Source organism: Syntrophomonas sp. DTU019 (genome assembly GCA_913757435.1).
Classification (GTDB): Bacteria; Bacillota; Syntrophomonadia; order Syntrophomonadales; family Syntrophomonadaceae; genus DTU019.
The window spans coordinates 781256-797050 of record CAJYDM010000001.1 but is presented as its reverse complement, the minus strand read 5'-3'; the positions used below and the strand labels follow the sequence as shown (position 1 = coordinate 797050).

General features: G+C 52.3%; 9 protein-coding genes. 1 reads left to right on the top strand and 8 read right to left on the bottom strand.

Annotated features, from left to right (window positions below):
- Window positions 1–74: 74 nt before the first annotated feature.
- From AC15IQ_RS04015 to argS, 4 genes are all read right to left on the bottom strand, one after another.
- Window positions 75–1700 carry a CTP synthase gene (locus tag AC15IQ_RS04015; protein ID WP_483177752.1) on the bottom strand — a complete coding sequence of 542 codons (1626 nt, stop codon included), beginning with the start codon at window positions 1698–1700 and terminating at the stop codon, window positions 75–77.
- Window positions 1701–1773: 73 nt separating this feature from the next.
- Complete coding sequence (locus AC15IQ_RS04010) at window positions 1774–2409, bottom strand: MBL fold metallo-hydrolase (RefSeq protein WP_483177393.1); 636 nt, start codon at window positions 2407–2409, stop codon at window positions 1774–1776.
- Window positions 2410–2411: 2 nt separating this feature from the next.
- The gene (rpoE, locus tag AC15IQ_RS04005) at window positions 2412–2645 is read right to left on the bottom strand and encodes a DNA-directed RNA polymerase subunit delta (RefSeq protein ID WP_483177392.1); all 234 of its coding nucleotides are present in this window, start codon (window positions 2643–2645) and stop codon (window positions 2412–2414) included.
- 10 nt (window positions 2646–2655) lie between these two features.
- On the bottom strand, window positions 2656–4338 hold the full coding sequence (argS, locus tag AC15IQ_RS04000) for an arginine--tRNA ligase (protein ID WP_483177391.1): 1683 nt from the start codon (window positions 4336–4338) through the stop codon (window positions 2656–2658).
- A 120-nt stretch (window positions 4339–4458) separates the two neighbouring features.
- Between argS and AC15IQ_RS03995 the strand changes: the two genes are divergently transcribed.
- A complete protein-coding gene (locus AC15IQ_RS03995; protein ID WP_483177390.1) occupies window positions 4459–4824 on the top strand; it encodes a hypothetical protein in 366 nt (121 codons plus the stop codon).
- Here the strand turns inward: AC15IQ_RS03995 and AC15IQ_RS03990 are convergent, their stop codons facing one another.
- From AC15IQ_RS03990 to AC15IQ_RS03975, 4 genes are read right to left on the bottom strand one after another with little or no spacing between them, the layout of a single operon-like run.
- Window positions 4825–6291: a M1 family metallopeptidase gene (locus AC15IQ_RS03990; protein WP_483177389.1), complete on the bottom strand. Its 1467-nt coding sequence runs from the start codon at window positions 6289–6291 to the stop codon at window positions 4825–4827.
- Window positions 6292–6327: 36 nt separating this feature from the next.
- Window positions 6328–7818 carry an S-layer homology domain-containing protein gene (locus AC15IQ_RS03985; RefSeq protein ID WP_483177388.1) on the bottom strand — a complete coding sequence of 497 codons (1491 nt, stop codon included), beginning with the start codon at window positions 7816–7818 and terminating at the stop codon, window positions 6328–6330.
- Window positions 7819–7870: 52 nt separating this feature from the next.
- Window positions 7871–9535, bottom strand: coding sequence for a hypothetical protein (locus AC15IQ_RS03980; RefSeq protein WP_483177387.1), 1665 nt, complete (start codon window positions 9533–9535; stop codon window positions 7871–7873).
- A 4-nt stretch (window positions 9536–9539) separates the two neighbouring features.
- On the bottom strand, window positions 9540–15743 hold the full coding sequence (locus AC15IQ_RS03975) for an IPT/TIG domain-containing protein (protein ID WP_483177386.1): 6204 nt from the start codon (window positions 15741–15743) through the stop codon (window positions 9540–9542).
- Between the last annotated feature and the right edge of the window lie 52 nt (window positions 15744–15795).

The window sequence follows — 15795 nt, the reverse complement described above, 5'->3', positions numbered from 1 at the left end:
CTTTCCCCTTCAGAGATGCTCATCACTATTCTTGCCATGCTGGCCGGCAGGTATCCCTTGGGTGTGGTCAGGGATCAGCCTTCCAGGCTTTGCCGGGATTGACGGTACTTGATGCTGTTTTCGATCAATCCGGTAAACAACGGATGGGGCCGGTTGGGCCTGGATTTAAATTCAGGGTGGAATTGACAGGCCACAAAATAGATGTGATCGCTGATTTCGATTATTTCCACCAGGCGTTCATCAGGCGACAGTCCGCTAATGGTCATGCCATGCCTGACCAAAACATCCCGGTAGTCATTGTTTATCTCGTAACGATGGCGGTGCCGTTCCTGAATTACCGCTTGCTGGTAATAGCGGGAGACAACCGTATGGTCAGCTAATTTGCACGGGTAAACTCCCAGTCGCATGGTGCCGCCTTTGGCTTCGATAAGTTCCTGATCGGGCATCAAGTGCACCACGGGATGGGGACTGAGGACATCGAATTCGGAGCTGTTAGCCCCTTTCAAGCCGCACACATTGCGCGCGAATTCAATCACCGCGCATTGCATTCCCAGGCATATCCCCAGAAACGGGATCTGCCTTTGGCGGGCATATTGGGCTGACATTATTTTACCCTCAATGCCCCGCTCTCCGAAGCCTCCCGGGATAAGAATGCCGTCCACATCAGCCAGCAATGACTCCGGGCCATCTTTCTCCAATTGCTCTGCATAGATCCACTTAATGCGCACATCGCATTTGAATTGGAAGCCGGCATGTTTCAAGGATTCGACCACGCTCAGATAAGCGTCCGGCAATTCCACATATTTGCCCACCAGCCCGATGACCACCTGTTTATCCACATGATGGATCTGCTCCACTATGGTTTCCCATTCGGCCAGGTCCAGCTCGCCGCATTGCAGGCCGAGGCGCTTGATGACCTGCCGGTCCAGCCCCTCTTTGGCTAACATCAAGGGAACCTCATAGATAGAGTCCGCATCGGTAAGCTGGATGACCGCTTCACGATCTACGTCACAGAACAGGGCTACTTTGGCCTTAAGATCCATGGAAAGTTCCATCTCGGTACGGCACACCAGTATGTCGGGTTGAATACCGATACTCCTCAATTCTTTGACACTATGCTGGGTAGGCTTAGTCTTTAATTCACCGGCAGCCCGAATATGCGGGACCAGCGTCACATGTATATATAAGACCCGGTCACGGCCCAGGTCAAATTTCAGTTGGCGTATGGCTTCCAGGAAAGGCAAGGATTCGATATCACCGACAGTACCGCCGATTTCGGTGATAACCACATCGGGATGCTCGGCTTTTTCAATCAGGAGGGCTCTTTCTTTGATTTCGTTGGTGATATGGGGGATGACTTGCACGGTTTGTCCCAGATAATCCCCGCGTCGTTCCTTATCAATAACTGCCTGGTAGATGCGTCCAGTGGTACAGTTGGAAAGGCGGGTCAGGTTCTCATCTACGAAGCGTTCATAATGGCCCACGTCGAGGTCAGTTTCAGCTCCATCCTCAGTGACGTACACCTCACCGTGCTGATACGGGCTCATGGTGCCGGGATCCACATTTATGTAAGGATCAAATTTCTGCAGAGCTACCTTAAGACCTCTGCTTTTCAATAACCGCCCCAATGAAGCAGCGGTGATTCCTTTGCCCAGCGAAGAAACAACGCCTCCGGTTACGAAAATATACTTAGTCACTATTCCGTTCCCCGCTTTCCCAGATCTGGTTCAGTTTACCCATTCTTTTGAATTGTAACCTCTTTGTCTAAACAGGTCAACCACCCGGATAGTCCAATACCACTACTCCCGCCGCCTCCCGCAGGTCACTGCGGGTTACCTTTAGGCTAGGTTTTTTAACGGTTTTGTCGAACTGCCCGGTAAACTTCTCCAGGGGCTGCAGTTCGAAGCTGAGGTGCCTGGTCTTATAATGCATGGGAATGATGACCGCAGGTTGTAATTGTTCGGCTACGGTCTTGGCCTGATTAGCGTCAATGGTATAAACCCCTCCTACCGGGAGCAAAAGGATATCCACCGGTCCGATAGCCTCTATCTGGGAAGGCTCCAGGACATGGCCCAGATCACCCAGATGCACCAGGTTAAGATCTTCCACCATCAGCTTAAATATGATGTTACGGCCCCTCTGTTGTCCTCCATGCGAATCGTGGAAACTCTCCACCCCGGTGATCTTCAATGGACCGAACTCAAATTGGCCTGCCTCCGAAACCACCGCAGGATTACCTTGCAGTGTCTGTACGGCATTATGGTCCCAGTGCTGATGGCTCACGGTAGCAATATCGACTGGCTGCCGATATTGCTGATAACCAAGTTGGCTGTCAAAAGGATCGGTGATGATCTTACCGGCAGAACTCTCGATCACAAAACAGGCATGCCCCAACCAGTTTATTATCATGCTTATTCCCTCCTTGTGGCTCGATTAACATGGTAGAACCAGTAGCCTTCTCCCTGGTAGAGCAGGCGGTTGTCTAAATTTATCCGGGTATAGATGGATGTCAAAGTGTTGGTATCAGTCTTTCTACCCATCTTTTCTGCGATTTCAGTGATGAGCTGCATATAATGCATCGGTTCACCGTTTACGGTGAGGATATCAACTGCCCAGTCAGCTTCGCTCTTTTTACGTGTCAGCATCTTATACCTCCTACATCTGTTCTGGGGCACTGACCCCAATGATGGCCAAAGCATTAGCAATAACGATTTGTATTACTTTCATCAAATTCAAGCGGGCCTGTTGCAAAATTAGGTCATCCTGGAGCACCCGGAAATGATTGTAGTAACTGTGAAACAAACCTGCCAGATCAAGGGCATAACGGGCGATGCGGTGCGGGGCCAGGGTCTTGGCGGAAATCTCCACTTCCATGGGGAATTCCGCAACCTTCCTGAGTATAGCTATCTCCTCTGTGGCCTTTAAGACCGACATATCAACTTCACTGCCCGGATGCCATTGTATGCCCCCGGCCTGGGCCTGGCGGAAAATACTGCAGATGCGGGCATGAGCATACTGCACATAATAGACCGGATTTTCCAGGCTCTGCTGTTTGGCCAGTTCCAAATCGAAGTCCAGGTGGCTGTCTGGGTTGCGCATAACAAAGGAAAAACGCGCCGCATCCCGGCCCACTTCTTCGATGAGTTCGTCTAATGACACCGTAGTGCCGGTCCGTTTGGACATGCGAACGATCTGTCCGCCCCGATAAAGCCGCACCAGTTGCATTAATATCACATCCAGCCCAGCAGGGTCTAATCCCAGTGCAGTCATGGCTCCTTTCATGCGGGCCACATGACCGTGATGGTCGGCGCCCCACACATCTATGACCCAATCGAAACCGCGCTGAAATTTTTCCTTGTGATAGGCTATGTCAGCGGCAAAATAGGTGGGCAGCCCATTGGCGCGGATGACCACTTCGTCCTTTTCATCACCGAACTGAGTAGTCTTAAACCATTGTGCTCCTTCTTTCTCATATATATAGCCCTTCTGCCTCAGCTCTTCGATGACTGCATTTACCTGGCCACTCTCATGCAAGGTTTTTTCGCTGTACCAGACATCATAGTGGATGCCAAAGCTCTCCAGGGTCCGTCTTATATAGGCCAGCTTTTCCTCTAATGCCATGGCAACCAGAAGTTGCCGTCGCTGGGCTGAATCCATATTCAAGAACCGATCTCCCTCCCGAGCCAGGATGCCTTTTACGGTATCCACCACATCCTGGCCGGCATAGCCGTTTTCAGGAAAAGGCACGTGCTGTCCGCTAAGCTGCAGATATCGGGCTTCCAGTGATTCCGCAAAAATCTCGATCTGATTGCCGGCATCATTGATGTAGAATTCCCGCTTCACGTCATAACCCGCATAATGAAGCACATTAGCCAGAGAGTCCCCTATGGCTCCCCCACGGGCGTTGCCCATGTGCAAGTTGCCGGTAGGGTTGGCACTGACGAATTCCACCTGCACCCGTTTGCCATTGCGGGGGGCTGAGCCATAGGCCTCTTTCATCTGTAAAACTAGCCTGGGGATGTTGTACAGCCATTGAGGATGCAGGAATATGTTGATAAAGCCCGCTCCAGCTACTTCCACCTGCTGTAAATAATCCAGGCCCTCCCGGTCCAAATGGTCTACTATGATGGCGGCGATTTCGCGCGGCTTGCGGCGGGCTGACTTGGCCATCAGCATAGCCACATTACAGGCAAAATCTCCGTGCCCTTTTTCACGGGGCACTTCGATAACGAAAGGGGGAATCTCCTCGAACACCAGGGCTTGTTCAGCCCGGGCTTTGTGCAAAGACGATATGATGACGCCTCGTAAAGCGGATTTGATTTCCTCAATGGGGTTCATGTTGTCCTCCTCGGTCTTTATTTACCACATATATTCTACCTTATATGGGGGCAAACTATAAACAGGTGACATGGCCAAATTTTGAGCAAATGTCCGAAATATCACTGAGGAGGCTGGGAAATGCGTTTGGAAAGTGGTACCCGGTCAATTCTGGCCTATTTCCGCGATGAAGCCGGAGCTGCGCAGGCCGCACAGACTTTGACTCAACTTGGTTTCCAGGATATCTCCGTGGACACCATCGTCTCGGTGCCTGGGCGAGCGGTATACAGCAGTCCGGCTACCAGTCTGACGGCAATGGTACTGGGAGCAGGTCCAGGGCAGCGTGGAGATAGCCAAGTGCTCCTGGGTGCAGACCCGGATGTCAGCGGAATGGCAGGCAGGTCAGGTGATGGGCTTGGGTATACTCACCTGCTCGCTATGGCCGTCGACAGCGACCAGGCAGACAGAGCCGTCAGGGTGCTTAAAAGCTGCGGCGCTCTGGTGTGATCACAACGACCAGGCGGCGAAAAATCGACTCATATCGCGGTGGGCCTCCTGGTTAATAACCTGTTTCAGATCTTCACCAGATGCCAGTTGATATCTGTAATTGGACAGGTAGCTGCGCAGAATCTTCTGCACTTTGTCGGCACCCAGTTCCTGTTCCAATGCGCGCCAGAAGCCTTCTCCACCTTGATAAATAGCCTGCCGGTACGGTTCGTCGGCGGCGAAATCAGGCAGGGCTCGATTTAAGCTGACCTGTCTTACCGCAACCGCCGGGAGTTGCGACCTGCCCTGCAAATGGTTCAGATAAAGAGCGGCACTGTATGCAGCCAGTCCCTCGTCTAACCAGGGCTCATCGTATTGGTCATTGCCTACTAGACCATACCACCATTGATGTGCGATTTCATGCGCCAGGAGCATGGTGAGTCCGGAGCGTTTCAGCTGGTCCTCGCTCACATAAACCACCCCGGCATATTCCATACCGACAAAACCTTGCATAGGCACTACTACTACACTCAACTCCGGATAAGGATATGATCCCCACAGGCAGTTGAAATACTCCAGTATTTGTCTGCTTTCCTTAAGTACCTGACTGCTTTCAGTTCTCATTTCAGACGGCAGGATACATTTTAAGGTCAAATTTTTTCCCACCTGCTTTGCCTGCTCATAGCCAGAACAGGCTGTAAGCGCGAAATCGCGCACCATCTCCGCCTTGATGAGATGGTTTTCCCGCCCGTTGTCCAGAGCCAGGCTGGCTATCAATTCCCCACTGGTAACCAGCCGGTAATGCTGAGGCACATTGATGCGCACCAGATAACTGGCTGCACTAAGGCAGAACGGATCTCCGAAAGGGCTATTTTGGGGCAGGCACCAGCCTTCATCGCTCATGGCATTGAGGGTGGGATAGATGTGCCCCAGCATGAAGATCCCATCTTGAGTGCCGTAGCGATATGCCACCCGAGGCACCTGAGCCTGCCAGGAAATGTCTACGTGGAACTCCTCTTCAGGCAGCATATCCCGGGGCAGCATAACCTTTAAAGCGATGCCTTCGGTCAAGAAATCACAACTGTGCCCATTGAACTTGATCTCTTTAATCTGCAGGCTGCCCGGGGAAAAGCCTTGAGTATACGCAACTGCCGGAGCCGGACTAGTACTGACATTCTGGAAGGCCTGCGGATATATGGAGAACCACAACTCCCCCAAAACCCGTCCCGAAGTGTTGGTGGTCCTAATCTGTGACTGCCCATATACGATGCGATTTATGGTGTCCAGATACAGATCCATCTGATAAGTGGTCTTGTCCGCGCGAGGAAAAGGATACCCCATTTCTGGTGTTGTCAGGCCGGGTTTGCGCAGGTCGGAGCGAGCGCTTTGAGACAGAGCGGCGCGCACTCCTTCTGGCCAGAGGTAACACGCCCCCAGCAGGCAAAAGATCCCTATAAATATTACAATTAAAATATTTTTCTGCTTCATATGTTTCTCTAAAGGCCTATTGACTACACGACGGGGCTATTTGTAAAGAACAATATTGTCCCGATAATCCTGCTGCAGATCCTTCTCCAGGAAATTCAAAAAACGGATCAGCATGGCAGAGGCTTCAGCTCGGGTCATGACCTGATTAGGGAAGCAGCGTCCTGTGCTGTCGCCGCTCAATAGTCCGATCTGGCCTGCCATATAAATGCTATCTTTGCTCCAGGCTGGTATATCCGCATCATCTCGGAATGAAGTAAAGAACCCTGGTGCAGGAGCATTATTCTCAAAACCCAATCCCCGGATCAGAATGGTCACAGCCTGAGCCCGGGTCAAAGGGGAGTCTGGCATGAAGTAACCACTGGTTCCATGAACCAGTCCCCGCTCGATAGCTGCTTTGACATAAACATAATCGGGGTCGCTCTCCGCTACATCCTTGACCAGAGAGGGCTGGGGCGCGGTCTTGCGGGTACGCACCAGACTGCCAGTCTGGTCCTGCTGAGGTTGTATATTACAAGAGCGCATTACCGCCCGCACAAAATCCATACGGGTCATGGGAGCATCGGGCAGGAAAAAGGCTGAAGTATCCTGAAAAACATTGAGTGAGTATAGTTTTTTGATATCCTCCTCGGCCCAGTGCCCACCAAGATCACGGAATTTCGGCAATATCAGCCGCTGTATGGCGGGGAGCATACCCTGATGGAGTTCGATCCGCCCGTTGTTCCGCTCATACTCTGCTGGCATCCCCTCCTCCATGACCGGCAGGTCATATTGGCAGCTGGAAGTCATCTCTTGTTTAGATACCGTCATATGGCCGCCCGGGAAACTGGACAGAGACACCTCGTTGGGAGAGTAAGATAGGGACTTGCGCAGGCTGTCCGAAGCCAGTATTCTAACCGTACCAGACCAGGAGGTTGGGACCGCCTCTTCCTCATCGGATACGACCCGGCCCTGCGAGCGCAGCATATAATCCAGCACCTGGGTCTCAGTGCGGCCCCAGAAATTACTGTAACCCACCGTTCCTCCGCTGATATCTACTATCAAAGATCCTTCATTCTTGTTGAGTTTATATACTTTGCGGGCTGCAATGGTACCGGAAAAGAAATCCGCCGTCGGCCGCCGGTCAATTACATCGGAACGGGATAATTGATAGTCCTCCAGAGTGTAGCGGTCCTTTCCCAGGACCACGGTTTCCCGATAGCTTTTAACCACTGTTGTCGCGGTGGTCTGTCCCTGGGGGCTGAAATTAGTATAAGCTGATTCATAGGTTACCCGACGGTCCAGGCTGCCTTTTAGGCCGGGGTCGGCTGGTTTGAGATCGAACTTGTAGCTTACTGTTCCCTTAGTAGCGCTATTCTTTTCTGAAAGGGTGAAAGACCCCTTAAACAGCACCGGCTGCCCGGAGAGGAATACTACTTCTTGGTATTCATATTCATTATGTACCCCGCCGCAGTAATCAGCAGGCGCGGCCCAAGTCGGCTGCGCCGGCAGCAGGAACAACAAGGCCGTCAAAAGTGCGATCCATCTCATACTACCGCTCCTTTAGGAGGTTATATCTTAGTGTATCGTGATTAAGCCTTCACTACTTGACCACTGCAAAGCAAATATGAAAATTGTCCCGCAGCAGGTAAAGGCGATCTCCGGGCTTGAGCGCGGCAGGTGATACGGCCTGCCCGTTCTTGATTATCAGGGCATCGCTTGAGCCGAGCCGTAATGCGGAGCCTTTCAACATCCATTGCCGATTGTGATGGCTCCAGTCGTAGCTGTCTTTTAGGGTCACAGTCCAGCCTACCAGCGGATCCTCTTCCGCCGTGGTGATGGTTCCGGTGACGACCCGCAGCTTGTCCAGGTCGCTCTCTTCAGGCCATACTACCATACCCAGGACGTGGTCCTGATTACAGTACACATATCCGTACCAGTCTTCTAGATCCTGTCTGTCACTGAAATCACTATCCTCATCTACGGCGTAGGATCCAGCCAGTATTTCCGCATTATTGAGCCACTTGCCGGCCGAGCCGTCGTAAATTCTACTGTCACTGCCGTAATATAGTTGCACTTCACCCCCGAAATCGGCAAAGAGATGGTTCTGCAACCGCTGTGCATCCTTTAGCCACATGCTATCGGCGGTGATAAGGTCTATTCTTCCATAGTAAAGTTGTTGCTGCCCCAAAGTGGAATTGTTCAAGCCCTGATCGAGCACCCATACGATATTGCTGTAGGCCTGCCCCAGCCAATTATCGGCTATGACCACGAGACTGCTGCCGTTGCTGATCACTCCGGTGCTCTGCTTGCGTCCGTCCTTGATTACTATAGTGCCGTTATCAAATGAAAAGTTTTTCTGGTTCAATTCGAACTGTCCGGCCAAAAAGTTGATATTATCTGCACAACCCTGGTAGGTGTATTCGGTCTGGGCTTTAATTATCAAGCGGTCGACCATTTCCCGGCCCATCATCTGTCTGGTCAGAAGGTAGACGGTTTTGCCGCGATAATATTTAAGGTTGGCGGTCTGTACCTGGTGTCCGCTGATATATGCCTCCAGACTGCCATCATAGGCGAAAGACATGGTAGAGCCGTATTTCTGCCAACGGCCATCTTTAAACGTTTCCACCTGTGCACAGGATATAGTCTCTTCCAATGGATTGACCAATTGAAGTGAAGCCCGGTATAAGTTGACCAGTATGGAATCGCCCTGAATCTCCATACGACTTATGAGGTGGCTGTCAATGTCGTCAAAGTACAATATTACCCGGTCGCCCGCATAGAGGTTGTCAATTGGCACCGCCAGCCCTCCTCTGATGGCGGTGGTGAAAGGCGCAACAATATAACGTTGCTCAATTCCGTTATCTGAAAGAATGCTGATTTCATCCTGGTTGATGGCGGTAACCAGACCTTTTGCAATCAGACTGCCCGGAGCGATATAGCCGGGATGCGGAGTGGAGTAAGCCTCCAGACTGACCAATTGCTCACCTCGTACGACTGCCACTACCTCCAGACCGGGTTGCAGGTCAGACCAGGCGACCGGTCTACCATCGATGAAAAATGACGCTGGCTCTGTTACAGAGAGAAGATAGACCGTTCCAGGGTATCCTTCTATCATTAAGCTGACCCCGGTCGCTTCCGACTGCGGGATCATTTCCAGAAGATAACCCTCGATAACTGCAGTATCTGCACCCCAGGCAGGACTTTGCACTCCACCTGCGGCAAGCAGCATTAAGACCAGTACACACGCCATAATCTTCTTGGCCACATCTCTACCCCCTGTTCCCAATAACGCAATAGGTCCCTAGCTGATTCACTTGATTCCATCCTGCTGCACTGCCTCCCGGCAATGGCACCCAGGTACCTGCATGCACATCCAATCGGCAGGGCGAGATCTGTTTCAATTGGCGCAGCTGTGCTTTCAAATGATCATGGGACAGGAAGAGAGCGAAGCTCCCTGCCAGCTGATCGATATTGCTGCGGTTGGATCCTTTATATGCCTGGGCTTGCAACAGGTATGGACATGACAATGAGTTGGCCGGCATCAGCCCGGAGGAAATGTCTGCAGGGGCTATGCGCAAGCGCACCCCATCAAGCTCTTGGCCTGATGCCCTGAATTGCTGATTATTGAACACCCGCGGACTGATGATGATCTCGAAGTCTTTACCGCGGATCTTCAGGCTGGAATTGTCATCTGCTCTTATCAGCGCTGCGGGGATAGCCACCTCGACCTCGCTGGTCCCAGCCAATTCACCCTGGGTAAGGTCTAAAGACCACGGCTGACTACTATCCCGGGTGCCCATGCTGTAAAACACCTTCGCTCCGCTGCGCACTATACTGCTGCTCTGTCCCGGTGCACCATCTATGTCCGGGATTCCGGCCCGAGGGCCGGTGCGTACCAGGTTGCTCTTCAGGGAGGGAGGCGAGGAGCCAAAATCCCCCACCGCAGCGACTACGAACTGGTATCTGTGCCTGGGTTGGATATTCTCATAAACAAAGGTGGTCAACTGCGTAGTGCCGATATATTTTGTCTCATTGTCGTCCAGAACGTAAGTCTCATAACTTATGGCTCCGTCCACAGGGGCCCAATGCACTTTTATATAACGGTCACAATCAGCATAGTGATCATGAATGATCTCTGCAGTCACTCCATCTGGCCTGGGTAAGTGGGGCAGGGAGTATGTCAGCTCCGCTGTATTGCTGGCACCACCGTCAGGGTTTTTCACCAAGATCCCGCCACTGCCTAATACGCCGGCAGGAGTTGTTACCAAAAGAGTTCTACCGTCAAGCACTTCAGCGGCCACCACCTGCCCCGACTGCAAGTAATAGGGCTGGCTTTCGCGGCTGTTTACCCCCTCCACCAAACGGTTTACGGTACGGTAAAGTGTATTCCCGCTTGCTGAGGCAGTCGTAGCTGTCAAAACAGGATCGAACACCACCACTGCGCCGGGCAAAAACCCCTCACCCTTGATCTTTAATTTCTGCCCTCCCAGCACTGAGATCTCAGTAAGAGGCGTTTCTGCAACGCCCTCAGCGGCGTCCCACAACGATGTAAGGTGCGGTTCACTTATAAAAGTGTATCCCTTTTCCATGCGGGCCTGGACCCCGTCGGGGTTTTCAACTTTCACATCGATTATTCCCGGACTTTGCGGAGATGTTATAACCCGGCAGGTTTTGTAGTCCACCACGCTGACATCCTCTGCGGGTATTTGGCTCGGGCCAAAATATACCTCCAGAGTATCATCATAACCATCAATACTATAGCGGAAGTCGCTTCCGGAAAGATTTATTACGGTTCCGCCTCCAGCCGGCCCCTTGGTCGGGGTGATGCTGGTGAGCTTAGGGCTGCTCTCCCCGCTGGTGAATTGAATATAAATACTCTTCTCACCGGGAATCTGGTCCGATGCCGCCGTGCCTCCGTCCGCATTGACCACCACTACTCGGAATAATCTGCCAATGGCCTGCTGCGGTGCCTCTGGCATAACAAAGCTCAGTTTACCAGGCAGTTCATAGCGTATATCCCTGGGGTCGATAGTGAACAGATCGCCCACCTGTATCCTGGCCGCTTCGCGGAAATCCTGTCCTAATACGCTGATCAATGGCCGGGATAAGTGATTCATTTTCAGGATGCGGTAAGAATGATCCTCTATGCTGATCTCGCTGGGCTCACTGCCATCACGAGTGATATTCACGATCTGTGGATGGCTGTCAGGATTCATATATTCATATCTCCCCTGAGCCTGACTGCCATCCGGATTATAAAGCCTGACCGGAACCACCCCTATGGTATAGTGGCTGGGTGTTTTTGCCGTCATTTGTCGGCTGGATAGAAGTTCGGCCTGAGGGGCATAACCGCGCTCCACTATCAGGCGGCGCTCCTCTACGCTCACCCGGCACAACTCATAGCCCTGGTATGGCGTGCTGTCATCGTCCTGCAGCAGCAGTTCATCTAAGGGGATATAAACCGGGGCATCATTGTAGGGAAAAACGCCTGCGAAGATCTGGCCACGATCCTGCAATTTCAGCCTCAGAGTTCCGCTGGCCTGGTATTCAACCAGCAGACCTCCGGCAAGTTCCACCCGGGCCACACCATTGTCTATCCTTCCAGCACCAGGCTGGTCGCGGGGGATGCTGCGGTTGTCGGTCTCGCCAAAGCGCAGCACCGGCATGGTAACCGTCTCGCTGCTGTTACGGTGCAGAATGGTTATGCTGTCGGCAGCGAAACCACTGCCCATAATCTCCGTATATTGTCGGCCCTGTTTGGGCCCCACTCCCGGGATGATGCTGGTAATGACCGGATTTAAGGATTCATAACTGTAGTTCACGGTATTACTGATACCGGCATCATTGTTGAGCAGGTAAACCTTGACTGAGCCAGCACTGGCTGGCGGTGTGAGCACTTTTATATAGCCGCGGCTAAACTCGACTATCTGCGCCTTTTCCTGCCCGAAATATATTTGGGGTAAAATCGGTGAGTCATAATAATGATTATACTGGCTGTGCTGTATCTCCATCGGCTCCCGCCAATCGGTGAGGGGGTCAGCCAAATCAGCCTCACTGTCCCAGCGCTGATTGTGGTTGAGGTCGCTGTAGGCTTCATTCGGGTCTCTGACTTGATTGCGGTTGGCGTCATCATAAGGCTCAAAATAGCGAAAATCGCTGCCTATGATCTCCACCACCTCGCCGCCGGCGCCGCTGCCCCTGACTGAACTGAGCCTGGTGATATGAGGGTGACTGGCCGGCACCACATAGGTGAAACCATCTTCCCGCCCGGCACTGGCTCCGTCGGGATTAACTATTACCACCGGCACTTTAAAGCGGTCAGTGCCCTTGTCGCGGCGCAGGTCCCCCGGATAGGGCGGGACTTTGACGGTGATGGTATCACCGCCAGTGCTAACCTGCGTATCAGCCAAACCTACTTCAATGCCATTTATATACACCCTGGACTTGGTGATGCCGTTATCCTCGAATTGGGCGCCGAGGATGTCAATGCTGTAGCCGCCTTGCACCGAACCCTGCTCAGGCTTCAGCATGGCTATGGTCGGCTGGGAAAGAGGCATCTTGAAATAATAGAAGCCCTGTTGGTCCAAACGGCTGTCCCTTTTAGTATCAGGATTTACCACAGTCAGGTCATAGTATCCGTCCGCCTCCAGTATTGGCACGGTAAACAGGATGGTATTGCTATCCAACACCTTTACCCGGTGGCCTCTGATGTTGTTGCTGCCGTCCACCAGGTAAGGGGTCTTGAGGGCCAGCCGAAGCGGCGTGCTGAAGAAGATCTCCATCCCCTCTGCAGAAAGCGAGCAGAGTACTCTCTTACCATCAGCGCCGACTGCGTTCAAAACGCCCTCCGGGCTCACTTCCAACTGATAGGTTCGGCTTGCACCGTTGCTCAGGGTGATATTGCCGTCATAGCTTTTGTCCACAGTGAATATCTCTCCGCTGGCAGTGGTGTCCTGGAAGAAAACAGACCGATAGTAATCCGCCAACTCAAGCCTGAATTGGCCTGAATCATTATGAATCTCCATCAGGGGGCGCGCCGCGTTGCTGTAATCTTGCAATTCGATCTGCCCGCTCTGGGAATTGCGGTTATATTGGTTGATTTCCTGCCCTTCTAAAAGGATGCGGGTACCGATCAGCTTCCAGGGACTGACCTCGGCAGCAACTGCTTCCGGCTTCAGGAAATTCTCTCCCCGCACCATAACCAGAGTGCCGGTATTGCCCATTTTAGGTGAAAAGCCTAATATGCGGGGATTGGTATAGGTGAGCACATAGTTGAATACAGCCGTATCCATGGCCCCTTCAGGGTTCATGACCTGCAACTGAGTTTGTCCCTCGCGGCAAGCCGGAGCCTTCAAGGTTATACGCTTGCCGTCTTCCTGGCGGGAGATGGGGCTGACTTCGCATCCGTCTATGAATACCTTGACACCGATCATGAAGTTGCTGCCTTCGATAATGATGTTTTCTCCGCCTTCCACCGTCACTACATCAGGGTTGACCGCGCTGATAAGCGGCTGCCGGTCGGCTTCTGGATTTACAAAGCTGATGAAGTCGTTACGTTGGGCGGACAGTCCGGGAACAGTGGAATGCTTAATGGGGTTGGTTACCTTGACATAGGTTTTTCCCAACATGCCGGGACTGGCGTCGGCCGGAATGACGAAACGAATCCGGCTGCCCAATTCATTGCTAGCGGTACCGTCAACTTCTCGCCCAGATTTATCAAAAACCTGTAAATCAAGCCCGGGCTCGGTGTTCTTATCTAAAATGATATCTGCTCCAAGTTCGATGATGGGATAACGCACCCTCTCCTCTCCCTGGCTCGTGGTAAACCGGGTGACCGCAAAATTACTGCCAGTGATGGCCGCCAGGCGCGCCTCAGGCAGTACCCAAGCTCCGTCCTTAGCTACCACCTGTATTTTATCCGGGGTAATGGCAGTGATCTGAGGCGCGATCTTGCTGGGTATGTAAGTGTAGCCCGACTTCAACTCAGCCCGCTCGCGAAACACAATGGTCTTGCCGTCAACCCTGGTAAGAGTAGTTTCAGTCTCCACCACCACATCCTTGCGCGGGTCGGTGTTGGCATCCGCCACCGGGGCAGTGTTTACCTTGATCACATCCAAGTCGAGGTCAAAACTGAGGTCATATCCGGAATTATCATTCTTGGGGACGAAGCTGGCCTGATCTCCGATGATCACCTTGATCCGTCGCTGGGATTGAACCACCTCGGTTCCCCGGTAAGTACCGGGGCCGTAGCTGAGCAGCAATTCCTTACAGCTCACTGCGGGCTCAGGGGTGAGGATAGTGCTTTGCTCAGGAAGGAATTCCGGTATATTAAGAGTCCCTAAATATTGCCCGCTGATGGTGACGGGAGAGCCGCTATCGGGCCCCGAGGAAGGCTGTATCCCGAGGATAACGGCCTGGATCTCAGCATCAATAACTGTGAATTTCTGATACATTGGGCTGCCGACGATCAGCTCCTGGAAGACCTGTTCCATGGGGTCATATCCAGCTGCAACCGGATTGGTGAGTATCACATAGTATTCACCCACCGGCAAATTAGGGACTTCCACGGTAAGGATATCCATGTTATTGACATTGCTTTGATAAGTGCGGTTTTTACCTTGATTCAAAGCAGTGTAAGGGTCAGTCCCATCGATGTGCTTAAGAAAGAACACATCGTAGGTATTGAGCTGCTTGTGCGGGGCTTGAAAGATCAGTTTGGAGCCGGCCTGCCCACGGTTGGGATACATCTCCAGGCCTTCGGCGAGCAGATCCTGTACCAATCGGAATTGCTTTTGGTAGGTGTGTTTGATAGTTATGACCACCGGTTGGGCAACCCCTGGCTGGCGTTCATAGGATGAGGTTTCAGTCTTTTCAAATATCAGGTTCTGCCACCCCAGGGCTCCGCTCGGTTGGGGAATACAGACCCGGTCTGGCTTGTTGAAATAGCTTTTATCTACGGCGGTATAAGCGCCTTCATGCTCGTAACCCGCCGTGATGCCCGGGATCTGGCTGACCGCGTCGAGGTTGGTGCCAGTCAGGTAAAGATCATCGACACCGACCCGGACCCGGCGGTCCACCCCTGCCAGCGCGGGCATGGCGCCTTCGTGGAGCGCTATCAAGACCCCTTCAACGACTAAAAAACTCCCGGTTTGCTCCTGGTCGATTTCAAATTGCAGCAATCCCTCAGAATTGTTAAGGCGCTTTTTCAATTCTTCGTAACCGCTGCTGGTGATCATGCCTACTGCGGCATCCTTAAGGTATTGACCGGTGATCAGGACACGGCGCTCTTCCAGCTGCCGCTCACTGTTATAGATTTTGAAGATAGTTATTGATTCGATTTTATAATTCTGCGCATCAAAGGCTTGTACCGGTTCTGCAGCGCAGCAAAAGAAACCGCTGAAAATCAACATCCCCAACAGCAATCGGGCCAGGGTCTTAGTCGAGATCAGACTGCTCCAAGTTTTATATTCCATGGTCCCCTCCTAAAGCATCAGGCTATATGGCCGAAAATCCCTTCCCTAATCT